28 protein-coding genes are annotated in these 23,581 nt (G+C 59.4%); 15 read left to right on the top strand and 13 right to left on the bottom strand.

What is annotated here, in order from left to right; all coding sequences use genetic code 11:
- Nucleotides 1–184 precede the first annotated feature (184 nt).
- The 6 genes from HU739_RS06230 (at nucleotide 185) to HU739_RS06205 (ending at nucleotide 4,915) form a co-directional block, all read left to right on the top strand.
- Complete coding sequence (locus tag HU739_RS06230) at nucleotides 185–532, top strand: metalloregulator ArsR/SmtB family transcription factor (RefSeq protein WP_186547828.1); 348 nt, start codon at nucleotides 185–187, stop codon at nucleotides 530–532.
- 26 nt (nucleotides 533–558) lie between these two features.
- Nucleotides 559–1,029: an arsenate reductase ArsC gene (locus tag HU739_RS06225; RefSeq protein WP_186547826.1), complete on the top strand. Its 471-nt coding sequence runs from the start codon at nucleotides 559–561 to the stop codon at nucleotides 1,027–1,029.
- A gap of 9 nt (nucleotides 1,030–1,038) precedes the next feature.
- Nucleotides 1,039–1,737 carry an arsenical resistance protein ArsH gene (arsH, locus tag HU739_RS06220; RefSeq protein ID WP_186547824.1) on the top strand — a complete coding sequence of 233 codons (699 nt, stop codon included), beginning with the start codon at nucleotides 1,039–1,041 and terminating at the stop codon, nucleotides 1,735–1,737.
- A gap of 485 nt (nucleotides 1,738–2,222) precedes the next feature.
- On the top strand, nucleotides 2,223–2,582 hold the full coding sequence (locus tag HU739_RS06215) for a DUF6124 family protein (RefSeq protein ID WP_186547822.1): 360 nt from the start codon (nucleotides 2,223–2,225) through the stop codon (nucleotides 2,580–2,582).
- Between the two features lie 138 nt (nucleotides 2,583–2,720).
- Nucleotides 2,721–4,262: a T6SS phospholipase effector Tle1-like catalytic domain-containing protein gene (locus HU739_RS06210; RefSeq protein ID WP_186547820.1), complete on the top strand. Its 1,542-nt coding sequence runs from the start codon at nucleotides 2,721–2,723 to the stop codon at nucleotides 4,260–4,262.
- Nucleotides 4,262–4,915, top strand: coding sequence for a DUF2931 family protein (locus tag HU739_RS06205; protein WP_186547817.1), 654 nt, complete (start codon nucleotides 4,262–4,264; stop codon nucleotides 4,913–4,915). Before HU739_RS06210 ends, HU739_RS06205 begins: the two co-directional genes overlap by 1 nt.
- Before the next feature lie 65 nt (nucleotides 4,916–4,980).
- Here the strand turns inward: HU739_RS06205 and HU739_RS06200 are convergent, their stop codons facing one another.
- Nucleotides 4,981–5,394 (bottom strand): PaaI family thioesterase, encoded by a 414-nt coding sequence (locus HU739_RS06200; protein ID WP_186547815.1) that lies wholly within the window; start codon nucleotides 5,392–5,394, stop codon nucleotides 4,981–4,983.
- Nucleotides 5,395–5,560: 166 nt separating this feature from the next.
- Here HU739_RS06200 and HU739_RS06195 point away from each other — a divergent pair, with 166 nt between their 5' ends.
- Complete coding sequence (locus HU739_RS06195; protein WP_186547813.1) at nucleotides 5,561–6,028, top strand: GNAT family N-acetyltransferase; 468 nt, start codon at nucleotides 5,561–5,563, stop codon at nucleotides 6,026–6,028.
- 53 nt (nucleotides 6,029–6,081) lie between these two features.
- On the opposite strand, the gene HU739_RS06190 is transcribed toward HU739_RS06195, so the two are convergent.
- Nucleotides 6,082–6,975, bottom strand: coding sequence for a LysR family transcriptional regulator (locus HU739_RS06190; protein WP_186547811.1), 894 nt, complete (start codon nucleotides 6,973–6,975; stop codon nucleotides 6,082–6,084).
- A 94-nt stretch (nucleotides 6,976–7,069) separates the two neighbouring features.
- Between HU739_RS06190 and HU739_RS06185 the strand changes: the two genes are divergently transcribed.
- Nucleotides 7,070–8,236, top strand: coding sequence for an MFS transporter (locus tag HU739_RS06185; protein WP_186547809.1), 1,167 nt, complete (start codon nucleotides 7,070–7,072; stop codon nucleotides 8,234–8,236).
- 44 nt (nucleotides 8,237–8,280) lie between these two features.
- On the opposite strand, the gene HU739_RS06180 is transcribed toward HU739_RS06185, so the two are convergent.
- The 3 genes from HU739_RS06180 to HU739_RS06170 are packed head-to-tail and all read right to left on the bottom strand — an operon-like array spanning nucleotide 8,281 to nucleotide 10,961.
- Nucleotides 8,281–9,384, bottom strand: a complete 1,104-nt coding sequence (locus HU739_RS06180; protein WP_186547807.1) for a DNA alkylation repair protein — start codon at nucleotides 9,382–9,384, stop codon at nucleotides 8,281–8,283.
- Nucleotides 9,385–9,386: 2 nt separating this feature from the next.
- Nucleotides 9,387–9,992, bottom strand: coding sequence for a glutathione S-transferase (locus HU739_RS06175; RefSeq protein ID WP_186547805.1), 606 nt, complete (start codon nucleotides 9,990–9,992; stop codon nucleotides 9,387–9,389).
- A 60-nt stretch (nucleotides 9,993–10,052) separates the two neighbouring features.
- Nucleotides 10,053–10,961 (bottom strand): MurR/RpiR family transcriptional regulator, encoded by a 909-nt coding sequence (locus tag HU739_RS06170; RefSeq protein ID WP_186547803.1) that lies wholly within the window; start codon nucleotides 10,959–10,961, stop codon nucleotides 10,053–10,055.
- A gap of 403 nt (nucleotides 10,962–11,364) precedes the next feature.
- Between HU739_RS06170 and HU739_RS06165 the strand changes: the two genes are divergently transcribed.
- The 3 genes from HU739_RS06165 (at nucleotide 11,365) to HU739_RS06155 (ending at nucleotide 13,917) form a co-directional block, all read left to right on the top strand.
- Nucleotides 11,365–11,769 (top strand): TraR/DksA family transcriptional regulator, encoded by a 405-nt coding sequence (locus HU739_RS06165; RefSeq protein ID WP_016775095.1) that lies wholly within the window; start codon nucleotides 11,365–11,367, stop codon nucleotides 11,767–11,769.
- A 219-nt stretch (nucleotides 11,770–11,988) separates the two neighbouring features.
- On the top strand, nucleotides 11,989–13,599 hold the full coding sequence (locus tag HU739_RS06160) for a methyl-accepting chemotaxis protein (protein ID WP_407681946.1): 1,611 nt from the start codon (nucleotides 11,989–11,991) through the stop codon (nucleotides 13,597–13,599).
- A gap of 114 nt (nucleotides 13,600–13,713) precedes the next feature.
- Nucleotides 13,714–13,917: a hypothetical protein gene (locus HU739_RS06155; protein ID WP_186547799.1), complete on the top strand. Its 204-nt coding sequence runs from the start codon at nucleotides 13,714–13,716 to the stop codon at nucleotides 13,915–13,917.
- Between the two features lie 5 nt (nucleotides 13,918–13,922).
- Here the strand turns inward: HU739_RS06155 and HU739_RS06150 are convergent, their stop codons facing one another.
- Together HU739_RS06150 and HU739_RS06145 are read right to left on the bottom strand one after the other, a co-directional pair.
- Entirely contained in the window at nucleotides 13,923–14,162 is a 240-nt protein-coding gene (locus HU739_RS06150; RefSeq protein WP_186547797.1) for a DUF2789 family protein, read from the bottom strand.
- 44 nt (nucleotides 14,163–14,206) lie between these two features.
- The gene (locus HU739_RS06145; protein WP_225922839.1) at nucleotides 14,207–14,428 is read right to left on the bottom strand and encodes a hypothetical protein; all 222 of its coding nucleotides are present in this window, start codon (nucleotides 14,426–14,428) and stop codon (nucleotides 14,207–14,209) included.
- A 475-nt stretch (nucleotides 14,429–14,903) separates the two neighbouring features.
- Between HU739_RS06145 and HU739_RS06140 the strand changes: the two genes are divergently transcribed.
- The 4 genes from HU739_RS06140 (at nucleotide 14,904) to HU739_RS06125 (ending at nucleotide 17,273) form a co-directional block, all read left to right on the top strand.
- Nucleotides 14,904–15,353, top strand: a complete 450-nt coding sequence (locus HU739_RS06140) for a hypothetical protein (protein ID WP_186548078.1) — start codon at nucleotides 14,904–14,906, stop codon at nucleotides 15,351–15,353.
- Nucleotides 15,350–15,547: a hypothetical protein gene (locus tag HU739_RS06135; RefSeq protein WP_186547793.1), complete on the top strand. Its 198-nt coding sequence runs from the start codon at nucleotides 15,350–15,352 to the stop codon at nucleotides 15,545–15,547. The genes HU739_RS06140 and HU739_RS06135 overlap by 4 nt, the downstream gene beginning before the upstream one ends.
- A 124-nt stretch (nucleotides 15,548–15,671) precedes the next feature.
- Entirely contained in the window at nucleotides 15,672–16,688 is a 1,017-nt protein-coding gene (locus HU739_RS06130; RefSeq protein ID WP_186547791.1) for an ABC transporter substrate-binding protein, read from the top strand.
- 144 nt (nucleotides 16,689–16,832) lie between these two features.
- A complete protein-coding gene (locus HU739_RS06125) occupies nucleotides 16,833–17,273 on the top strand; it encodes a DUF3995 domain-containing protein (protein ID WP_186547788.1) in 441 nt (146 codons plus the stop codon).
- Between the two features lie 159 nt (nucleotides 17,274–17,432).
- On the opposite strand, the gene HU739_RS06120 is transcribed toward HU739_RS06125, so the two are convergent.
- From HU739_RS06120 to HU739_RS06095, 6 genes are read right to left on the bottom strand one after another with little or no spacing between them, the layout of a single operon-like run.
- A complete protein-coding gene (locus tag HU739_RS06120; RefSeq protein WP_186547785.1) occupies nucleotides 17,433–17,795 on the bottom strand; it encodes a Na+/H+ antiporter subunit G in 363 nt (120 codons plus the stop codon).
- Complete coding sequence (locus HU739_RS06115) at nucleotides 17,792–18,070, bottom strand: K+/H+ antiporter subunit F (protein WP_003225959.1); 279 nt, start codon at nucleotides 18,068–18,070, stop codon at nucleotides 17,792–17,794. Before HU739_RS06115 ends, HU739_RS06120 begins: the two co-directional genes overlap by 4 nt.
- Nucleotides 18,067–18,555: a Na+/H+ antiporter subunit E gene (locus HU739_RS06110; protein WP_186547783.1), complete on the bottom strand. Its 489-nt coding sequence runs from the start codon at nucleotides 18,553–18,555 to the stop codon at nucleotides 18,067–18,069. Before HU739_RS06110 ends, HU739_RS06115 begins: the two co-directional genes overlap by 4 nt.
- Nucleotides 18,552–20,231, bottom strand: coding sequence for a monovalent cation/H+ antiporter subunit D (locus HU739_RS06105; protein ID WP_186547781.1), 1,680 nt, complete (start codon nucleotides 20,229–20,231; stop codon nucleotides 18,552–18,554). The genes HU739_RS06110 and HU739_RS06105 overlap by 4 nt, the downstream gene beginning before the upstream one ends.
- Nucleotides 20,228–20,572 carry a Na+/H+ antiporter subunit C gene (locus HU739_RS06100; protein ID WP_150647313.1) on the bottom strand — a complete coding sequence of 115 codons (345 nt, stop codon included), beginning with the start codon at nucleotides 20,570–20,572 and terminating at the stop codon, nucleotides 20,228–20,230. The genes HU739_RS06105 and HU739_RS06100 overlap by 4 nt, the downstream gene beginning before the upstream one ends.
- Nucleotides 20,572–23,490: a monovalent cation/H+ antiporter subunit A gene (locus HU739_RS06095; protein ID WP_186547779.1), complete on the bottom strand. Its 2,919-nt coding sequence runs from the start codon at nucleotides 23,488–23,490 to the stop codon at nucleotides 20,572–20,574. Before HU739_RS06095 ends, HU739_RS06100 begins: the two co-directional genes overlap by 1 nt.
- Nucleotides 23,491–23,581: the final 91 nt, after the last annotated feature.

Below are 23,581 nucleotides of genomic sequence, written 5' to 3'. Positions count from 1 at the left end.
CCGGATACACCGAAATCCCCTGTAGGAGTGAGCCTGCTCGCGATAGCGTTGTATCTGTCACGTAAATATTGACTGATACACCGCTATCGCGAGCAGGCTCACTCCTACAGGGGATCGCATTTCAGGTTGATTAATATATGGATATCCGTATATTCGATTTCCCGCATATTGCGAGCCGCACCCTATGATCACCCCCACCGAAGTCTTCAAAAGCCTCGCCGACGAAACCCGAGTCCGCGCGATTCTGCTGATCGCCGAGCAAGGCGAACTGTGCGTCTGCGAGCTGATGTGTGCACTCGACGACAGCCAGCCGAAAATCAGCCGCCACCTCGCGCTATTGCGCAGCAACGGTTTGCTGCTCGACCGCCGTCAGGGCCAGTGGGTCTATTACCGGCTCAACCCGCAGCTGCCGGCGTGGATTGGCGAGATCCTGCGGGTGACATCAAAGGCCAACGGTGATTGGCTCAAGGACAATGCCGCGCGCCTGCAACACATGGATGGCCGTCCCGTGCGCGAACGCGCCTGTTGCTGAATCTTTAACTTTTACGGAGCGCATCGATGCGAGTTCTGTTCATGTGCACGGCCAACAGCTGCCGCAGCATTCTTTCCGAAGCCATGTTCAATCACCTGGCGCCCGCCGGGTTCACCGCGGTGAGTGCTGGCAGTTATCCAAAAGGCCAAGTCCTGCCGCGCAGTCTGTTGACGCTGCAAAAGAACGGCATCGCCATCGACGGTCTGCACAGCAAAGGCAACGACGCCTTCGAAAACAATCCGCCGGATATCCTCATCACCGTCTGCGATAAAGCGGCTGGCGAGACTTGCCCGGTGTACTTCGGCCCGGCCCTGAAAGCGCACTGGGGCCTGGAAGATCCGTCTGATGTCATCGGTGACGAGGCCGCAATCGAGGCGGCCTTCCACGCCACCCTGATGCGCATCGGCCAGCGCTGCCAGGCCTTCCTCGATCTGCCTTTTCACTCGCTCAGTCGCGAACAACTGAAGGTCGAACTCGACCGCATCGGCACGCTTTAAGGAGGCCCCATGTCAGACGCTTTGCCCAACCTCGACGCAACCCTGTTCGACGCGACCAAGCCATCGGCACCGGACGAACACAAACCGCGCATTCTGCTGCTGTACGGCTCGACCCGCGAACGCTCGTTCAGCCGTTTGCTGGTCGAGGAGAGCGCCCGCCTGCTTGAGCACTTCGGCGCCGAAACCCGTATCTTCAACCCGTCCGGTCTGCCCCTGCCCGATGACGCTCCCGTCGACCACCCGAAAGTCCAGGAACTGCGCAATCTGGTGCTGTGGTCAGAGGGGCAGGTGTGGTGCTCGCCGGAACGCCACGGCGCCATGTCGGCGGTGTTCAAGGCGCAGATCGACTGGGTCCCGCTGGAACTCGGCGCCGTGCGCCCGACCCAGGGCAAAACCCTCGCGGTGATGCAAGTCTGCGGAGGCTCGCAGTCGTTCAATGTGGTCAACCAGCTGCGCGTGCTGGGCCGCTGGATGCGCATGTTCACCATCCCCAACCAGTCCTCGGTGCCCAAGGCCTACATGGAATTCGACGAAGCGGGGCGGATGAAGCCGTCGCCGTTCTATGACCGTGTGGTGGATGTGATGGAGGAACTGGTGAAGTTCACCGTTTTGCTGCGCGGGCAGCAGGCACATCTGGTAGATCGCTATTCCGAGCGCAAGGAAAGTGCCGAGCAGTTGATGGCGCGGGTCAATCAGCGGTCGATTTGACTGCCAGACCTGTGGGAGCGAGCCTGCTCGCGAAGATGCCAGTCCTGACACCTGCAATCCCAGACCAGCCCGCGATCCCCTGTGGGAGCGGGCTTGCTCGCGAATGCGTCAGCCCATTCACTGCCAGATAAACAGAAAACACCCATCATGTTTAAACAGCGCGCCAGTAATCAGCAACGGGCTACAACGCCTTGCGCCGTTACCTACGACTAAGCCAGAATCCGCCGGCTTGTGCGTCTGGCACGCCCTCCGTAACTTGGTTCCCGTCACTGCCATCAGTGATCGGGTCTGCAAGCCCGCCGGAAAATCAGACGCATAGCCCTGCCATAGGACGCTCGTTCGTGTCCGCTTAATGGCGGCTCTGTGCGGGAGACCTTCGGGTCTGCCGGGTTCCTGATTTCCCGGTCTTGCAGACCCGCACATAGCTGCCACCCATTATCTGCGAGTGATGGGGGTCGCTTCATATGAAGAATCAGGAGCTCACCATGTTCAAAGTCACGCCCAACCCGCCAGAAACAGATCCGGCATCCCCCTACGAATCCCTCGATTCAAAAAAACTTCACGAAGCCGCCGAGCGCGCCCTCGACCACCACCTCGGCCCCGCCGACGTCCTCGCCAGCACCAGCGCCCCGGAACCGATGTTCCTCGCCAACCCGCAATACGACACCGAATCACTGCTCGCCAACGCCAGTGAATCACTCGGCTCGGCCACCACCATGCTCTACGACTTCGCCGCGCTCCTCGACAACCCGCGCCGCAAGACCCTGCTGGGCATCGCCCAGGTGGTGATGCTTGGCGAAATCGCGGTGAATCAGGCATTGGATAACGTCGAAATCGCCAAATAACCGCCAGCGCGACGAGGGCCAACCCTCGTTGCAACCCACAATGCTGCCACGGCTGGCACACAGCCACGGCTTGCACCGCCCGGCTCCGGCTGTCACCCTTTGGGCCGTTCTTCAAGGATCAGAACAAGGAATCAAGGATTGAGTGGTTACGTTCCAAACCCGCCGAAAAACTACCGCTACGAACAAGCCAAACCCGTCGATATTCATGCCCAGCGTTGGGCTGAGTATGAGAAGCATGGGAAAGAGCCCGCGCGCGCGCCTGAGAAAATTGGCATCGCGCTGAGGATTGGGGTGTTCTTTGATGGGACGGGCAATAATGCGAATAACTCGGGTGCGGGGTTGTTGTGTGGTGCGCAGCATCCGATTACACCGCAGGATATTCCTGCGAGTTGCCAGCCTTATATGAGTGACCCGGACAGTAGCTATGGAGCGGGCCCGACGAATATTAGAAAACTGAGTGAGCTCTATGATGCCCCGGAGAGGGCCGAAGGTGAGGGCCTCCGAAAGCAAGCTGCCCGTATGATTTATGTGGATGGTATTGGCACTCGCGCGGGGGAGAAAGATAGTCCCTTCGGAGGTGGCACGGGACGAGGTGATACCGGAGTTGCAAGTCGGGTCCAGTCTTCGTTTGAATCGATTGGATTACGTATTAAAGAGCTCTTGGAGGATAACCCGGGTAGCGAAGTGACTTCGCTGACCTTTGACAGCTTTGGATTCAGCCGGGGTGCAGCCGCCGCTCGCCACTTTGCCAATCAGGTAGTGCGTGGCAAACAAGGCCCCTTGGGTGAAGTGCTACGGAGTCATTCTGAAGCGTTTAGCAGGGCTTTCAACGATCAATACGATGGCGACATCAGAATGGGGTTTATCGGGTTATTCGATACAGTTCCGTCAATCGCTGGTTGGTCCAATCTCGGCAATGTGAAAAGTCCAATTGCAACGGGCATCAAACTCTATCTGGATCGTCGTTTTTTTACCGACGTCGTCCATTTGGTTGCTCGCGATGAGTGCCGAGGCATTTTTGCCCTAAACCGCGTGAAGCCAGCTCATCTAGAGATTACTCTGCCCGGCGTTCACTCCGATATAGGCGGTAGTTACCTCGACGAAGCTCAGGAATGTGTGCTTGTCAGTCCTATGCAAGCATTGGAAGTCTCACTGCATACTGATGTTCTCTCCACGTCTATTTACCGCGATGCGGTGTTAGTAAGAAATCGATGGCTAGCAAACGGCTGGCCTGCTGAAATGCTGGAAATCGTAACGCCTCCTGCACTGGTGATGCCGAGAAGCCCGCAAGACCGGATGAGCCCAAGTGTCAAACATGTGTATGCCGCTGTACAGCTCAAACGCCCGGTTAGCGGCATGCTGTCCCGAATCTATCTGCGCGTGATGCATAAAATGGCAAAAGATAAAGGCGTTCGTTTTAATGACATTTCAGACACGCCTGATCTGGCACTTCCGGCAGAGCTTCAGGCTTTGTGTGATCGATTTGTTGCCGGTGACTACAGCACCACGCCAGAAGAGGAGCACATGCTCAAACTCAAATACATTCATGTTTCTGCAAACTGGAACCATCCGCTAGGCAGGAAAGATGGAGGCGGTGTGAAAGCGGTGTACATCAATGCGCCCACACCTGACGGCATACGCGTGCAACATCCACACGTACCCGATTGGACACTTTTCTGATGAGACTACTTCCAAGTCTGCTCTGTGCGATCTTCATGACTGGCTGTCACGCCGATCCACTTTCCACAAGAAATGATCCTAGATCTCCATGGTGGGAGCTGGCGTTCACCGAACCTGATTACATGAAGGTTTGGGTAGAAGATACCGCCGTAGAAGACGTCAAGGGCGACACGTTCTTACGCACCGGCGGTGGATCCGCTTCAGGGGGCCAACCCGAAGACGGCACAGACTCCGCCCGCGGTTGGCACGGTGTTGGAAGCACCGGAAAGGCAGTTGTTGGCGCGGATCTTCCCAAACGGATCTATGTCCGGTGGCAGTCCATTGTTGAACCGCAGACGTATAAGGTCTGGGTGGATATTCCCGAAGAAGCCAGGCAACTCATGCTTGAGTCTGTAAACCAGCGCTGCGTGAAAACACCCGAACAAAAGGGGCGTTATAACGCGTCTATTTACTTGGGTTTGGCGCCAGGTGGTGTCGTCCAAGTCTGGGTCAGAGACTCGTGCCACCATCCCGTCAAAGTCGCGAGAGCACAGGCAGAGATCGAACCGCTAGGGCCTAGCCAAGGTAAGAATCAAGGGCGCTACGCGTATCCCGTAAGCGAAAAGTCCAAACGCTATATCGAAAAATTCGGCATCCCGTATGGGAGTTGGTAATCCTCTGAAGCAGTGAAATGATTCTGAAGCTTCATCAATCACAAGCACCTTGATGAACAAGCCTTTCAACTCACGGGCACAGCAAACACCGCACTGGCGCGCGCAACTGTTCGCTCACCGACATGCAAACTGACGGCGGCAAACGCCAGTTGACGTCCTTTTTTGGAAAGCTCAAGACGTACCACCAGCCACTCATTGATTTGTACTGCGCCAAGATAATCAAGCGTCATGCTCGCCGTGATCAATGGCTGCGGAGGGTCGCTGGAAAAGGCCATGGCGTAGCCCATGCCGACATCCGCTAACGTCGCCAGTACACCGCCATGCAAGGTGCCCCGGCCATTGGCATGTCGTGAGTCGGTGAGCAATCCCAGCTCCAATTGCAACCCATGGCCCTTCGCGTAAATCGGGCCAAGCAAATCAAGCAACGGACTGGAGCGGGTAAACGGAGCGAAACCCTCAGGAATTGTCGTGGTGTTCATGATCGTCCCCTCTGCTGGCGATTAGCTGGTTTCATTGACTGGAATACGTCGATTCAACATGGGTTTATGGGTAGTCGCGCACTGACGCAAGCGCTATACGTATGGGGAATTGGTAGCGATAAGTCATGTGCTCTGAATGGGCGGCGCGCAAGCAGGGAGCTACGTGATGGAAGTTCAGATTCGAAACGCGACGAATGCGGATGCGCCGGCTATCAGTAGAACGATCGTTGACGCGCTGCGTGAATCAAATGCCCAGGACTATTCATCCGACATCATCGATCAACTGGTTCAAGATTTTTCACCAGCAGCGGTCCTCCATCGGATGACCGGGCGTCACGTGCTGGTGGCTGTTATCGACAGTCGTATCGTTGCCACGGCCAGTCTCGATGACAACGTTGTTCGAAGCGTGTTTGTCGACCCGCTCTATCAAGGAAGGGGGATTGGAAGGCGTTTGATGCAGAGGATTCAATCAATCGCCTTGGGCAGGGGTCTAAAACACGTTTGCGTTCCCTCTTCAATCACGGCAGAAGGCTTCTACGCTTCGCTTGGTTTTAAAAAGATCCGCGACGAATTTCATCAATCGGAGCGCACGATCATCATGGCGAAGACATTGAAACGGTGTGGCGACGCTTGAATGATGATTGCTATAAGCGCCTACCCGTGACGTCGGCTCGTGGCCATCACCGCTTACATCCGGTGATGTTCCAGCAAGAAATCCACGAACAACCGCACCCGCGCCGGCATTGCCAAGCCACCCACGAACACCGCGTGAATCGGCTCCTGGTCGCCGGGGTTCCAGTCTTCGACCAGCGGTATCAAGTCGCCGCGCTGCAAATCCTCTCTCACGCTGAACTCGCCAATGCGCGCAATGCCGGCACCGACTCTGGCAAATTGGGCCAGTGCTTCACCACTGGAGCATTCGATGTTGCCATTGACCTTCAGCGAGAATTCTTTTCCGTCGCGGACAAACGGCCAGTCGGGTTCGGCACGTCGGAAATTGAAGCGCAGGCAGTTGTGCTGGAGCAGGTCCTCCGGTTCGTTTGGGGTGCCGTGCCGCCGCAGATAGTCGGGCGACGCCACCACGACTTGGCCGGTATGGCCGATCCGGCGTGCCGTCAGCGGACTGTCGGGCAGGTGACCAAAGCGCACCGCCACGTCCGCCTGGCCTGCGAGAATGTCGACCACTTCGTCACCGAGGCTGAGGTCAACGACGATGTTCGGGTGGCGCGCGCTGAAGTCGGCGACCAGCGGAACGATCGCCAGCCGCCCATGGCCAAGTGCGGCGCTGACCCGCAACCGGCCCTTGGGCACGCCCTGATCGGCGATGGCTTCTTCGACCTCGTCCATGTCGGCCAGAATGCGCCGCGCGCCACGCAGGAACGCCTCGCCCTCGGCGGTGAACGTGAGCGCGCGGGTGGTGCGCAACAACAAGCGCGTGCCGAGACGTTGTTCGGCGCGGGCAATGATCCGGCTGACCGCCGAGGGTGTCAGCCCCAATGCACGCGCAGCAGCCGACAGGCTGCCTTCCCGGGCCACGGTGACGAATACGCTCATTTCACCTGACCTGCCGTTGAAGTCCATTCGTGCCTCTTACGCAAAGGTGATTGCCAAAATCGCTATCTACCGCCTGAAAACGATGGATCGTAGCATTGGCGGCATAGATGAGGAGATTTCCATGCGTATCAATCCACCCCTTGTTGCACTCGCCATCGGTGCCTTTGGCATCGGCGTGACCGAGTTTGCGCCCATGGGCATGTTGCCCGGCATCGCTGCCGATCTCGGCGTTTCCATTCCTGCTGCGGGTCTTTTGGTCAGTGCTTACGCCTTGGGCGTACTGCTCGGTGCGCCGCTGATGACGCTGACCACCGGCAGGATTCCCCGGCGCTACCTGCTGATCGGACTCATGGCGATTTTCACCTTGGGCAATCTGATGTCAGCCCTGGCGACCGATTACTACAGCCTCATGATCGCCAGGGTGGTGACTTCACTGAACCACGGTGCGTTCTTTGGCGTTGGCTCCATTGTCGCCGCCAGTGTGGTCGCGCCAGAGAAACGTGCCGGCGCCGTCGCGGCGATGTTCATGGGTCTGACCCTGGCGACCATTGGCGGTGTGCCGCTGGCCGCCTGGTTTGGCGAGCTGTTCGGTTGGCGCACGGCATTTTGGGGGATTACCGGCCTCGGCGTGTTGACCATGGCTGCGTTGTGGTTCGCCCTGCCCAACCTCAAGGCACCACAAAGTGTGGGTGCGCTGGCGGAAATTCTCGCACTGGGCCGAGGGCCGGTGCTGGCAGCCCTGGCCCTGACCGTCGTCGGATCAAGTGCCATGTTTACCGTCTTCACTTACATCGCACCGATTCTCAGCAGCGAGACCCACGCCTCAACCGCTTACATCACCGCCATGCTGGTGCTATTCGGTGTGGGGTTGACGCTGGGCAACATGTGGGGCGGCAAGGCTGCCGACCGCTCGATCGATCGCACCCTGATCGTCTCGCTGAGCGCGCTGATTGTGGTCTTGCTGGCGTTTACGCTCCTGATGCGCTGGCCGCTGCCAGCCGCTGTTGCCATCCTGATCTGGGGTATCGCCAGCTTCGCCCTGGTGCCGCCGCTGCAGATGCGAGTGATGGAAGCTGCCAAGGACGCGCCCAATCTCGCCTCTGCGGTGAATATCGGTGCCTTCAACTTTGGCAACGCGATCGGTGCGGCGCTGGGCGGAGCGGTGATCAACGCCGGGTTGGGTTATCCGTCAATTTCCCTGGCCGGCGCGGCGATGGCCGCTCTGGGCCTGCTGATGGTCCTGGCTTTTGCCTGGCGCTCCAGAACACGCACTGCGGCAGTGGCGTGACGACGAGGGGGAGTGGGGGCAACCTTCACTCCTCCTGATAGGCCTCAGGTCAGAACGCTGAATGCGGCGTTAGCCAATACCTCGCCATTCACCATCACCTGCACAGCATGTCGCCCGGCAAAATGCTTGCGCGTCGTAAAGTCCTTGATCTGCTGACTGCGCTTCACACGTTCCTCGCCATACCCCAGCAACGCCAACGTCTTCAATTTGAACACCTTCCTCGAAACACTGCCATTCGCCTTTACATAGTCAATCGCATAATCAATCACCAACTTCTGCTCATGCGCCACCATCGACTTGACCGTGAACGATAAAGTAATTGTCTCGCCCAACCGAACTGCCGTCGGCGTAACCGTAAAATCCAGCAACTGAACTTCGGCCTTCGCCCCCGCGCCAATGACCGTCAGCGCCCGCAGGTCGCCCTGCTTGATCAAACTGCGCAACGCATGCCTGGCGATCCAGGCCGTGTGCCTGTTCTCCAGCGACCACCCTTCAACCGCATTCAGCACCCACGCCGGATGCACCTTGGTTACGTCATTCAAATGATTCGCCACGGACTTGCGCACATACAAACTCTCATCTGCTTTCAGTCGATCCAGTATCCCGGCGGCCAATTGCGGATTCGCCTGCACCGTCTCCAGTCGAAACGACCAGGGCAGGCGAGGGCGGCTGCCTTCGCTGGCGAGGCGGCGGACGTGGTGGTTTTCGTCTCGGGTCCAGTCGTGCATCAATTCCAGCGAGCGTTCAAGGTCCGTGCGCAGAAAGTGGCGGATGGCGAATTCAGAGGAGCCGAAGGTGGTGAAGTACTTCAGGGCTTGCATGGACGTTTCGAACGCATGCCCGCCGTAGCTGGCAACGTAGTGCGGCAGGCACATGCTGACGAATCCGCTGTTCAGCCGTGGCGCGAGGGCGCGTAATACATCGAGGGAATCTTCGTAATTCAGCGGCAGCACGGCGTGCAGGCTTTCGGCGACGCGGGCCATGCGTTGCATTACCGATAGCTCGGCCAGGCCGTGACTGGCATGCTTGAGGAACGCCTCGGTTTTAAACGCCGGGTAAACGGCGGCCGTCTCGGTAGCGATGTGCTGCAGACGTTCGGCGTTGAAAATCTCTTTTAACGCCGGGGCGGCGGTGTCGGTGGTGCTCATGCTCAGTTCATCGGCGTGCTGATGAACGCGCCGGTGCCTTCAGCGTAAGCGGTGTAATGGGCGATACGCGGATAGCGCGTGGCATCGATCTGATCTGGCACGACCAGTGCGGTGAAGCTCCACGCGACCGCCAGGCTGATGCCGTCCTGGGCGAGCGAGCCATCCTCGGGCAAGGCACTGTGCTCAAGTTCTTTTTCCAGTGCAGTCAATGCGGCGGCGAGTTGGCCTTCAACGCGCTCAACCCAAGGTTGATATTGAATGTCGGCCGGACGCAGGTTGCGTTCGTAGTAGAGCTGCACGGATTTTTCGCACGCGGCGAGGCTCAGGCCGATCAGGCGCAAGGCTTGCGCGCGCCGCGTCAATTCAGCCGGCAACAGGCTCTTGCCGCAAGCGCTTTCGAGGTAGTCGAGGATGAGGGTCGAGTCCATCAACACGAGGCCGTCGTCGAGGATCAGCGTTGGCGCTTTGACCACCGGGTTGATCTGCTGGAATTGCTCAAAATGCCGGAACACCGAGACCGACTCGTGTTCCAGGTCGATGCCCAGGCATTTGGCTGAGATGGCCACGCGGCGCACGTAAGGGGAGTCGAGCAGGCCGATCAGTTTCATGACGCGTTCCTTCAAGTCGAATCGGTGGGACACATAACCTAGCCGAGCCGGCGGCAATTGTCAGTCATCGAATCCAGCCTGTTCGTGAATCTCATCGACATTCAGTCCCAACCGATACGCCACCGCGACAAACAATGCCTGACACAGGCACAGCGTCGCGCTCAGTGAACGAAAGGCGAGGGCGCTGCCTTCGTTGACCAGCAGCACGCTGTCGGCCAGTTTTGCCAGCGGCGAGAGCGCGCTGTCGGTGAGTATCAGCGTGTTGGCCTGTTGCTGACGGGCGAAGCGCAGGCAGTGCCGGGTTTCCTTGGCATAAGGTACGAAACTGATGGCGATGACCAGGTCATTGGCGCGTACGCTGCGCATTTGCTCCCGATAGCTGCCGCCGAGGCCCGAAACCAGGTGGATGCGTTTCTCGGTGTGTTGCAGGTTGTAAACGAGGTAGTCGGCCACGGCGAAGGAGCGGCGCACGCCAATCACATAAATGTTCTCGGCGTGGGCGATGAGGTTGACGGCTTTTTCGAAGGCGCTGTCGTCGAGTTCGCGGCCCAGGCGCTCGATGCCTGAGCGGGTGGCATCGATGCATTCGCGGGCGAGGTCGCCGTCGCTGGCCTTTTGTGTCTGGTTGGTGATCATGCTGCGAATGCGCTGCTGGTAGTTTTGCACCGGCGAGGCTTTGTTGGTGTAGGCACTACGAAACAGCGACTGCATTTCGCTGAAGCCGCTGAAACCGAAGCGTTGCGAGAATCGCACGATGGCGGACGGATGGACTTCGCATTCGCGCGCGATGTCGCTGATGCGGTCGACCATGATCCGGTCGCTCTGTTGGCTCATATAGCTGGCGACGCGTTTGAGTTGACGCGGAAGGGTTTCATATTCGTCGCTGATCCGTTGCAGCAAGCGCTCGGCATTGATCGGGGGGCTGGCGAGCGAAACCTCGTCGGTGGCCGACAGATCGGGGCGGGGCATAAGGCATCCTTCAGGCTGATTGATCGCACGTTGGGCCTGATAGTAGTGGGGCTGTGCGGGGTCTGCTGTGCTGAAACGATGCACCGACCGCGGAAAATTTCGTGCTCAGGCGCGGCGCAGTTAGCCGTTTGTCTTCTATATAACGCCGCTGGACTGAATTTCTTGCTATAAACGCACTCCGATGACCGCTGCGACGCTAGTGTCAGAGCAGTTTCCGGGCTGTGTCGGACAAATTCCCGTATTTAGAGTTGCTGAGGCCTCAATCGGGCCTTAGACTGCCGCCCCTTCGTAAATTGAGTGCCGGGTGGCGTTTGCAATAAACGATGCCTTTTCGTCGACCGGACACGGATCGCCGAAACGCTCCCTAATTCGCCTTAATGCACGTTTTTTTATAGAGATATCAATGACAAAGGACAAGTTGCTGGCTATGCCGGCAGATGACTACATGAATGCAGAGCAACACGCTTTCTTCACTGAGCTGTTGCAGAACATGAAAGTCGAAACCCACGAGCGCATTGAGCAAAATCGTATCGCCATCGAAAGCCTGGACACCCCGGCTGACCCGGCGGACGCGGCTTCGGTTGAAGAAGAGCGCACCTGGCTGGTCAACGCGATCGACCGCGACCAGCGCATGCTGCCGCAACTGGAACAAGCCCTTGAGCGCATCAAGGACGACAGCTTTGGCTGGTGTGACGACAGCGGCGAGGCCATTGGCCTGAAGCGCCTGCTGATCAGCCCGACCACCAAATACTGCATCGAAGCTCAAGAGCGTCACGAGCAGATCGACAAGCACCAGCGTCAGGCCTGATTCTGTGCGGTAGTCCCTGAATAGGGACTACCCCGAAAAGATCGCAGCCGTCGGCAGCCCCACATGGGTTGCCGGCGGCTGCGATCTTTGCTTTTGCTCGTCTGCAGCAATCCTGCGCCGTTCCATTGACCTGCCACAGCCCCACGACTAACGGACCATGGATAATGGCGTTGTAGTGGCGTTTAATGCAGTCACAACAATGAGAACAAGCGTGGGGTGATGAAGATGACGAGAGACGGATCTCTGGTTGCGGCTCTGCCTGCACCAGTGCTTTTGCCGAAAAACCGCTGGATCGCTCCGACCTTGCAAAGCATCGCCCTGATGCTGTTGCTGGCCGCCACGACGCTGGCTGATTGGTCGTTGTACGTCGGCATGCCGTTGGCGATGCTGATTGTCTGGCTGCCGCGCTTGCGTTCCCGCGCCACCCCCGAGGCCGCGCCTGTCGATACCGGCAGTGCCATCGCCGAGCTGACCCGAGACCTTTCCTGCACCACCAGCCATAACGCGCTGTCCGCGGCCGGTGTCGCATTTTCGGTCAAGGCGCTGGCGAGCAAGCTGCAATCGCAACTCGACGCGGCAGCACGGATCGTCAGCAACGCCGAGGTGATGATTGCCACTGAGCACGCGACGTCGCAGCTCAGCCGCGAAGCCCTGGAGGCGGCCGCCGAGGCGCATCAGAGCAGCGCGGCGGGGCGCAACGAACTGATTGATTCGATTTCGCGCATGCATCAGCTCAGCCAGCGTGCCAATGCCAGCCGCGAACTGATCGAGGCGTTGAGCGTGCGCAGTGACGATATCCAGCGAGTGACCCTGGTGATTCAATCGATCGCCAGCCAGACCAATCTGCTGGCCTTGAACGCGGCGATAGAAGCGGCGCGGGCCGGCGAGCATGGTCGTGGTTTCGCGGTGGTGGCGGATGAAGTGCGCGGGTTGGCGGCGCGCACGGCGTCGGCGACGGGTGAGGTGGGTGAAATGGTCGCCGACATCCAGCAGCGCACTGCGCAGGTGGTCGAGCAGATTCGCCAGTTGTCGAGCGATTTGCACACCGGCGTCGAACAGGTCGAGCGCACCGGCCAGCACTTGGAGAATATCGCTCGCCTGGCGGCCGGGGTGGAAGGGCAAGTCGGCGAGATCGCCCGTGGCGCACAAACCAATCGCGAGCAGCTCGACAGTTTATTCAAGGCCGTCGAGCAGATGCGCAGTGATCTGGCAATCAGCGATCAACAGACCCGACGCCTGGCCGAGGCGGCGGTGCAAATGGAAGGCCAGGCCGAAACCATCAGCGAGCGCCTCGCCGAAGTGGGGCTGGACGACTATCACCAGCGCGTCTACGACCTGGCCCGCGAAGGTGCGAGTCAGATTGCGGCGCGGTTCGAAGCGGATGTCGAGCAGGGCCGAATCAGCCTGGACGATCTTTTCGATCGCAACTACCAGCTGATTCCCGGTACGGAGCCGGCCAAGTATCAGACCCGTTTCGACCGTTACACCGATCAGGTCTTGCCTGCGATTCAGGAGCCATTGCTGCGGCGCCATGAGGGGCTGGTGTTTGCGATTGCCTGTACGCAGCAAGGGTATGTGCCTACGCATAACCAGGTTTTCAGCCAGCCATTGACCGGGGATGCGTCCGTCGACACGGTGAACAATCGCACCAAGCGCAAGTTTGCCGATCGCACCGGGATCCGCTGCGGCAGTCACCAGCAACCGGTGCTGTTGCAGACGTACACCCGCGATACCGGCGAGCTGATGCACGACCTGTCGGTACCGATCATGATCAAGGGCAGGCATTGGGGTGGTTTGCGTCTGGGCTACAGGCCGGAGAGTCCGCGCTAAGTGATTGTTACGGTTGACGCAATGAAGCTGTGCACGGCGGTTGCTGTTTCCGTCCGGGGGAAACCATTAATCTGCCCGCTTAGTTAGGCAGCTAATTATCTCTCGGAGGCCGGCGTGCAGTGCAGGGTTGATGTTGCAGTGATGATTGGCAGCGGCGTGCCCGCTGGCTTGCGTGCGAGGGGGCAAAGCGTCTGCTGGGTGGTGTTGCTCAACGGCGAGCGTCGCGGGACCGCATTCGCCAGCCGGGGTGAAGCAGAAGAATGCAGGGCCGCCTGGCTCGAGCAACTGAACATCGAGTCGGGCGACCGCTTGCACTGAGCGTACTATTTGCCGCGGTGCAGACGTACGTTCAGTTCATCGACAAAGGGCGCTTCCTCGCCGTCGGCGCGTAACCATTCCTTTAGTAACTGTGCCTGTTGCGGTGTCCAGAAGTCCGCATCGATGAGTTTAGTGTCCGGGTCCAGCGGATGTGCTTCGACAAAATCATTAATGGACGCCTCATCCGAAGGCAGGCCCAGTTGTTCGAAAACGGTGGTCAGATTCAGTTCTGTAGGCAGTTCCATCATGTACTCCTCGGTGGGCGCCGGTACGGCTTGTCGATACTTCTTTATCTGAGGCGAGCATCGCCATGGAGTTCGATTTTTGATTCAAGCCAGCGCGCGAGGGCACAGGCCTCGTTGTGGTTTTCGCGGAAACCTCTTACAAGCCCGGTAGACGTTTCCTTGATGTGAAAAAAAGCGTTGCCGGCGGGTACGACCCGAAAGCGCGGCGTTCGGTGGCTCCAGGTCGGTGTTGGCGGGTTGTCCATGTCGGCCGCCTGCATGATCATCGAGGCAGTGACACGTTCGTCGGGCAACATGGCAAAGTGAGTCAATGTGCACATATGAAGTCCTTTTCGTCAGTCGGCCGGCATTTACCGGTCGGTTCGGGTAGTCGTAATGAGGAACGCTGCTCTAAAATCGCCAATACTTGTTGACGACCGGGCTTATCTAAAGCAATTTTTCGCGAGGGATATGTCGGAAAAGTGCTTTTTTTCGTGAGAAATTTCCCTAAAGTTCGTAGTCAGCTTTGCTCTGGTCGCTCTTGAGGCTTTTTCCTTCAAGGTTTGTCGAACTACAGGGCGGGTTTCATGACTGACAATCCAGTAGTCTACGAACCTCGCGATCAATGAGCGCTCTGTTCACTTCGGGTATTTTTGAGTTATCTGGCAGTTCCATCGGCCTGGCCGTTTCTTTGCCGTGCGCGTTTTCCGTACGCGCTTTTTCAGATGTGGGGATGTTTCTTTGGCAGTCAGTAACCTCGATATGCATGCTTTGTTCGTGCTGGGTGATTTACGCGCAAAGCTGGTCAAGCAGTTTCAATCACGTTTTGTTTACATCACCGAGCAAAACGCCGAAGGCATTTACGTCGCCGAAATCGATACCGAGAGTGCCCTGGTGGTCGATGACAAACCCGGACTCAAGCTTAAAGTCGGCGATCATTTCAGCGCCTCGGTCCTGCCCAGTCGTGAAGGCGGCAAGCTGGACATTCGTTTCCGCGATATCAAACTGACGGTTTACGGCCTGGGCGACTACGCCTTCGTCACGACTGCCGAAGGCCAAGCGATCCTGTTCAAGGAAGGCCACAGTGTGGTGACCGTATTCGCCGCAAACGACCAGTTGCAGGAAGGCCTGACCAAAACCTTGAAGGCTGTCACCGCCAAAGCAGCCAAGTGGCGCAAGGGCGAGCTGATTACGTTCAAGGCCAGCGAGTGAACAGGGCGCAGTTTCATTCGCACAATCTCGACACGGCACGCCAGGAAGCCCGGCGTTTGCTGGCGGCCAAGGCTGAGCTGCAAGGGGCGTGGCTGAACTGGGTGGCTGCGCAGATCTATACATTGCGCCCGGCGGAGTACGCGAGCATGGTCAGACGCGAGCTGCAAATCCTGCAGGAAAATTCTGAATCGTAGCGTCACGCAGTGCATGTCCCTGAAAATGCAGGAACCTCGGCTACAGTGAGTTGACTGAGTACTCAGAGGCTTGCGGTCTGGCAGGCCATCCTGTCATTGCTGTGGACAGCACGAGGTGCAATGCATGAACGGAATTCGACGGTTATTGGCCGCCAGTGTGGCTGCATGGACATTGCTGGCTTCAACGCCAACGCTGATGGCCGCTCAGGCACCGATCCATTTTGCCGATCTGAATTGGGAAAGCGGCAGCCTGATCACCGATGTACTGCGCATCATCGTCGAAAAGGGCTACGGGTTGCCCACCGACACTTTGCCGGGCACCACCATCACCCTGGAAACCGCGCTGGCCAACAATGACATTCAGGTCATCGGCGAAGAGTGGGCCGGACGCAGCCCGGTGTGGATCAAGGCCGAGGCCGAGGGCAAGGTTGTCAGCCTGGGCGATATCGTGAAGGGCGCCACCGAGGGCTGGTGGGTGCCGGAGTACGTAATCAAGGGTGACCCGGCCAAGGGCATCAAGCCGCTGGCGCCGGAGCTGCGCAGTGTCAGTGATCTGAAACAATACAAGGACGTGTTCAGGGACCCGGAGAATCCAGGCAAGGGGCGCTTTCTCAACAGCCCGATCGGGTGGACCTCGGAGGTGGTCAACAAGCAGAAGCTGACGGCTTACGGCTTGCAAAACGACTTCACCAACTTCCGCAGCGGCTCGGGTGCCGCGCTCGATGCCGAGATCAGTTCATCGATTCGTCGGGGTAAACCGGTGTTGTTCTATTACTGGTCGCCGACGCCGTTGCTGGGCAAGTTCAAACTGGTGCAACTGCAAGAGCCGCCGTTTGATGCCGAGGCGTGGAAGACCCTGACGGATGCCGACAATCGCGATCCGAAACCGACGCGGTCGCTGGCGTCGAAGCTGTCGATCGGTGTTTCAACACCTTTTCAGAAGCAATACCCGCAAATAGCCGAATTCTTCAGCAAGGTCGATTTCCCGATCGAGCCGCTGAACAAGGCGCTGGCGCAGATGAGTGAGAAGCACACCGCGCCTCGGGATGCCGCGCTGGCGTTCATGAAGGAACATCCGCAGGTGTGGCAGGCATGGTTGCCCAAGGATGTGGCTGACAAGGTCGCGGCTGGTCTGAACTGACAGTGGTTCCGGCTGCATGATTAACGTAGATCGTGCACCCGCCCGGCGATACGAGGTGCAGGGCAGCGTACCGCCGACCGGTCGTGCAGGCGCAAAAAATCCGACTACGATGGTTTGTTCAAATCCCTTTCAAGGATTTCAACCATGACCTTTGTGTTGGCTCAATGGCTGGTGAGTATTTTCGCGGCGATCAGTCTGATGCACGTGTATTGGGCGCTGGGTGGGCAATGGGCGGCAGCGGCGGTGGTGCCACAAGTGCCGGTGAAGGGCTTTGTGGAAACCGTGCGACCGGCCTTCAATCCATCTGGCTGGCTCACGCTGATAGTCGCGGCTGCATTGCTGGTGATTGCTGTATTGGTATGTATGCGGGTTGGCTGGGGAATACCGGCGGTGAGCCACAAAGCGCTGCAATGGGTCATCAGCGCGATTGCGCTGTTGATGTTTGCCCGGGCGATTGGCGATTCCAATCTGGTGGGTTTCTTCAAGGAAGTGAAGGATTCACGGTTCGCCCGGCTGGATACCTGGGTGTACTCGCCTCTGTGTGCGGCACTGGGAGCGGGGTTGTTGGCGGTTGCCTGGGTTTGAGATCAGATCGGATTTTTGTGGTTGCTGAACTGGCCTCTTCGCGGGCAAGCCCGCTCCCACAGGGACTTGGGTTGCCCCCGGAATTTGTGTAAACCCACAATCACTGTGGGAGCGGGCTTGCCCGCGAAGAGGCCAGCACCGACACCACAAAAATCTGACTTAGCCGCCACTTTCGGTACGCCGGCTACTGACCTCCGCTGGCACATCATCCCCCGCCATACGCTTGCGAAACAGCGCCGCTCGCGCCAGCAGCAGTGTGGTTACCGGTACGGTGATTGCCAGCAGAATCGGAATCAGCCAGGCATGCAGCACTGGCCCGGACTTCAGCGCGGAAAAGCAGATAATGGAGGCCAGCGCCACGCACCAGGCACCCAGCGTCGACGCCAGGGCGGGCGGGTGCATGCGCTGGAAGAAGTCTTTCATCCGCAACAGCCCGGTGGCGCCGATCAGCGCGAAAACGCCGCTGAGCACCAGCAGAATCGCCACGGGAATCTCGACCCACAAAGACAATGGCGCACTCATTCGATCACCTCGCCACGCAACAGGAATTTTGCCAGAGCAAACGAGCCGACGAAGCCGAACAGCGCGATCAGCAACGCTGCTTCGAAATAGGTGTCGCTGGAGTAGCGAATGCCCAGGGTCAGCATCATCAACATGGCGACGATATACAGGTAATCCAGGGCCAGTACCCGATCCTGGGCGGAAGGGCCTTTGAACAGGCGGATCAGGGTCAGCACCATCGCCAGCGAAAACAGGAACAGTGTCAGCAGGATTGCGTTCGACAGTAATGGGCTCATTCGAAAATCTCCATCAGCGGCCGCTCGTAGGTGGTCTTGAAGTGATCGATGAATTGCGCCTCGTCATCCAGATCCCAGACGTGCAGCAACAGGATGCTGCGATCCAGTGCCAGCTCTGACCAGACCGTACCGGGCACCACCGTGCAGATCATCGCCAGCGTCGCCAGACCGTGGGCATCGCGCAGGTCCAGCGGGACTTTGACGAAGCCCGGGCGCAGCGGTTGGCGACCGGCCTTGAGTACGCCCCAGGCAACGATCAGGTTGGACATCACCACATCACGACCAACCAGACAGAACAAACGCAGAACCGTCTCCGGGCGACGGATGCGTGCGCGTTTCGGACGCAATTTGCGCATCATCAACGGGGCCGCGAAACCCAGCGCGGCGCCGAGCAGCAAATTGCCCGGGCTGACTGACAGGTTCAATGTCAGCCACAGAACCCAAAGCGCCAGCGACAGCCAGGGCGCGGGAAACAGACGCCTCATGGTCGCACCTCCAGCGTGGCGGCTGCGGCATCCGGGCCGGGTACAGCGCGGGTGCCGAGGACTGCCATGACGTATTGCTGTGGATTGTTCAGGGCATCAGCGGTGGCCTGGGTATAGCGCAGCAGCGGCTCAGCCCTGAAAGTCAGGGCAATGCTCAGCCCCAGCAACAGGAAGATCGGCGCGCATTCGAATTTGCGCAGCAGCGGCGACGGGCGCTCCTCCGGTGTCCAGAAACGCTGGATGCCCAGGCGCGAGAAGGCCATCAAGGAGGCCAGACCCGACAGGATCAACAGTGCCAACAGCGCCCATGCCGCGCTGGAGATCGGTGCGTCGATGCCCAGTCCCTGCGGGTTGAGCAGGGCACCGATCAGGCTGAGCTTGCCAATGAAACCCGACAAGGGGGGCATGCCGATGATCAACAGCGCGCAAGCAATGAAGCTGAGGCCGAGAAACGCCATGGTCCATGGGATCACCTGGCCGACCACGGCTTTTTGCTCGTCGTCGAGGTTGATGCCCTTGGGCGGTTGCAGCGACTCCTGCGGGCGCGGTAGCAGCTCGCTTTCGTCTTCCAGCGGGATTTCGTTGGCCGAACGCGAGCGTTCGATCAATTCGGCCAGCAGGAACAGCGCGCTCAACGCCAGGGTCGAGCTGACCAGATAGAACAGCGCGGCGCCGATCAGGTTCGGTTGGGCGAAACCGACCGCTGACAATAGAATACCTGCCGATACCAGAATGCTCAGGCTGGCCATGCGCTCCAGCCGTTGTGCGGCGAGAATCGCCAACGCTGCGCAAGCGATGGTCGCCATGCCGCCGTAGATCAACCAGTCGCCACCGAAGAATGCCGAAGCGCCGGCCTGTCCCGAGAACAGCAGCGTCCACAGGCGCAGCAGGGTGTAGACGCCGACCTTGGTCATGATTGCGAACATCGCCGCGACCGGGGCGCTGGCGGACGAATAGGCCGGGACCAGCCAGAAGTTGAGTGGCCACATACCGGCCTTGGCCAGGAACGCGACGGCCAGAATCCCTGCACCCGCGTGCAGCAAGCCCCGATCGGCTTCCGGCACCAGAGGAATCTTCAGCGCCAGATCCGCCATGTTCAGGGTGCCGGTGACGCCATAGATGAGCGCCGCACCGATCAGAAACAGCGACGACGCCAGCAGGTTGATCGAGATGTAATGCAGCCCCGACGACACCCGTGCCCGGCCCGATCCATGCAGCAACAGACCGTAGGACGCCGCGAGCAGTACCTCGAAGAACACGAACAGGTTGAACAGATCAGCCGTCAGAAACGCGCCATACAGACCCATCAACTGAATCTGGAACAGGGCGTGGAAGCTCGAACCCGCGCCGTCCCAGCGCGCCATGGCAAACAGCAGGGCGCTGACACCGATAATCCCGGTCAGCACCAGCATCAGTGCTGACAACCGGTCGACCACCAGCACGATGCCGAAGGGCGCTTGCCAGTTGCCCGGCAGGTACACGCCGATGCTCCCGGGCACGCCAGTGGTTTGCGTCCATTGCAGCAGCATCACCGAAATGAACAGGCCGACGAGGCTGGAGAACAGGTTGATTTTCGCTTTCAGCGGCCGGTGTCGCTCGCCGAGCATCAGCATGATCGCCGCCGTCAGCAGCGGCAGCAAAATCGGCGCAGCGATCAGGTGAGTCATCGCCATCATTCCTTAGGCTCCCGGCCGTCGACGTGGTCGGTGCCGGTCAGCCCGCGTGAGGCGAGCAGCACGACGAGGAACAGGGCAGTCATGGCGAAGCTGATAACGATCGCAGTCAAAACCAGTGCCTGGGGCAGGGGGTCGGTGTAATGCAGCAGGTCCTGGGTCACACCCTCCTTGATCACCGGTTCTTTTCCGATGAACAGGCTGCCCATGCTGAAGATGAACAGATTGACCGCGTACGACAGCAGGCACAGGCCCATGACCACCTGGAAGGTCCGTGGCCGCAGGATCAGCCAGACGCCGGACGCAGCCAGAATGCCGATGGCGATTGCGATGACTTCTTCCATCAGACGGCTCCTTTGCTGGCGACGGATTTGGGCAGCGATGCGGTTTTATGGCCACGCACCGACTGGTGGGCGAGGGCGGTAAGGATCAACAGCGTTGAACCCACCACCACGCCGTACACGCCGATGTCGAAGAACAGCGCACTGGCGATGTGAATGTCACCCAGCAGCGGTAATGCGAAATGCCAGGTATGGGTGGTCAGGAACGGATAACCGACCAGCATCGCCCCCAGCCCGGTGGCGGTAGCAAACAGCAGCCCGGTGCCCATCCACCGCAACGGACGCAGGCTCATTTGCGCCTCGACCCACTGCGTACCGGCGACCATGTATTGCAGGATGAATGCTACCGACATCACCAGCCCGGCGACAAAACCGCCACCTGGCTGGTTGTGCCCGCGCATGAACAGATAGCACGACACCACCAGCGCAATCGGCAGCAACAGGCGCACCAGCACCGCCGGCACCATCATGAAACCCAGCGCCGTATCGCTTGCCGACCGTGGGTTGACCAGGTCGGTGACCACATCGGGCGCGAGCAGGCGTTGCTGGGCCGGCAACTGCAGGCTTTCTTTCGGTGGGCGGAAGCGGCGCAGCAGGGCGAATACGGTCAGCGCCACGGCAACCAGCACGGTGATTTCGCCGAGGGTGTCGAAACCACGGAAGTCCACCAGCATCACGTTGACCACGTTGCTGCCGCCGCCTTCGGGCAAGGCGCGGCTGAGGTAGAACGAGGAAATGTCGTTGGGCGTCTGCCGGGTGAGCATGGCGTAGGACAGCAGCGCCATGCCAGCGCCCACGGCAATCGACAGCAGCAAGTCGCGCAGACGACGAATGCGTGCCTTGCGCAAGCTGCTCGGCAGTGGCGAGACTTCTTCAATCCGCCGCGGCAGCCAGCGCAGGCCGAGCAGGATCAGCACGGTGGTGACCACTTCGACCGCCAGTTGCGTCAGGGCCAGATCCGGCGCGGAGAACCAGACGAAGGTTACGCAGGTCATCAGCCCGCAGACGCTGACCATGGTCAGCGCGGCGAGACGGTGATACTTGGCCTGCCAAGCGGCGCCCAGGGCGCAGGCAATCGCCAGTAGCCAGAGCGTCACGAAGACGATGGAACCGGGAATCTTCGGTCGGTCGCCCCAGCTCAGGCTGCTGTGCAACATCGGGATCAGGCCGGCAAGCACGGCTGCCGAGACCATCAGGAACAACTGCATCTGCAGGCGTCGAGTGCCGAGTCGCCGCTCGCCCCGTCGGGCCAGGCGCATCATGATCACCAGACTGCGCTCGAACAGGCGCTTGCCGTTGAAGCGGCCCACCAGTGGCGGGTACTTGAAACGGCCGAGTTTGAACTGGTTGCGCAACAACAGATAAAGCACGATGCCGCCAGACATGGCGATCAGGCTCATGATCATCGGCGCGTTCAGACCGTGCCAGATAGCGAGGCTGTATTCCGGCAATTCGCCACCGACCACAGGCAGCGCCGCAGCGGCGAGCAACGGCCCGACAATCTGTGCCGGAAAAATACCCACCAACAGGCAGGTGAACACCAGCAGTTCGACCGGTGCGCGCATCCAGCGCGGCGGTTCGTGCGGCGTGTGCGGCAGGTCGGTAGCGGTTGGGCCGAAGAACACATCGACGGTGAACCGCAAGGAATAGGCGACGCTGAACATGCCGGCGATGGTCGCCACGATCGGCAGACTGGTTTCGACCCAGGCCGTGGCGTTGATGAACACGGTCTCGGCGAAGAACATCTCTTTCGACAGAAATCCGTTGAGCAACGGTACGCCGGCCATCGAGGCGCTGGCGACCATGGCCAGGGTCGCGGTGAATGGAATCAGTTTGACCAGGCCGCTGAGCTTACGGATGTCACGGGTGCCGCTTTCGTGGTCGATGATGCCGGCGGCCATGAACAGCGATGCCTTGAACGTGGCATGGTTAAGAATGTGAAACACCGCCGCGACGGCGGCCAGCGGACTGTTCAAACCCAGCAGCAAAGTAATCAGGCCGAGGTGGCTGATGGTCGAGTACGCCAGCAGTCCTTTGAGGTCGTTCTGGAACATCGCGCAGTACGCGCCAAGCAACAGCGTACAGGCGCCGGCCCCGCTGACGATGTAGAACCATTCTTCACTGCCGGACAGCGATGGCCACAGACGTGCCAGCAGAAAGACCCCGGCCTTGACCATGGTCGCCGAATGCAGATACGCCGAAACGGGGGTGGGCGCCGCCATTGCGTGGGGCAGCCAGAAGTGGAAGGGAAATTGCGCGCTTTTGCTCAGTGCGCCGATCAGGATCAGGGGTAGCAGGATAGGGTAGAGGGCATGTGCGCGAATCAACTCGCCGGCGGCCAGGACCTTGTCCAGGTCATAGCTGCCGACGACATGGCCGAGGATCATGACCCCCGCCAGCAGGCACAATCCACCCGCACCGGTGACCATCAACGCCATGTAGGCGCCACGCCGGGCGTCGGCGCGGTGGTGCCAGTAGCCGATCAGCAGAAATGAGAACAGGCTGGTCAGCTCCCAGAAAAACACGATCTGGATCAGGTTGCCAGAGATGACCAGACCGAGCATGGCGCCCATGAAGGCCAGAAAAAACGCGAAGAAACGCGGCACCGGATCGTCCGGCGACATGTAGTAACGGGCATATAAAGACACGAGTGTGCCGATGCCGAGCACCAGCATCGAGAATAGCCAGGCGAAGCCGTCCATGCGCAAGATGAAATTCAGGCTCAGGCTGGGCAACCACATGAACTCTTCGCGAATGACGCCACCGTGGGCGATCTGCGGGTATAGCAGCGCGACCTGAACGGTGCCGATCAGAGCGACCAGGCCTGCCAGCAGGGATTCGGCATTACGCGCGTTGTGTGGCAGCACCGCTGCCAGACAGCTGCCAATGAATGGCAGAAGCAGTAGAACTATCAGGGACATAGGCTTCTAATCTGCGGAAGTTTGTGAAGCATCATACGTGCCAGCTCCCCGATCACCAAACGCGAGGATGTCTCAGAATCCTACAAAGTAG

Origin of the sequence: Pseudomonas hamedanensis (genome assembly GCF_014268595.2) — a bacterium.
Taxonomy (GTDB): Bacteria; Pseudomonadota; Gammaproteobacteria; order Pseudomonadales; family Pseudomonadaceae; genus Aquipseudomonas; species Aquipseudomonas hamedanensis.
Note: the sequence above shows the minus strand (reverse complement) of the source record. Positions and strands in the feature narration are given on the sequence as shown.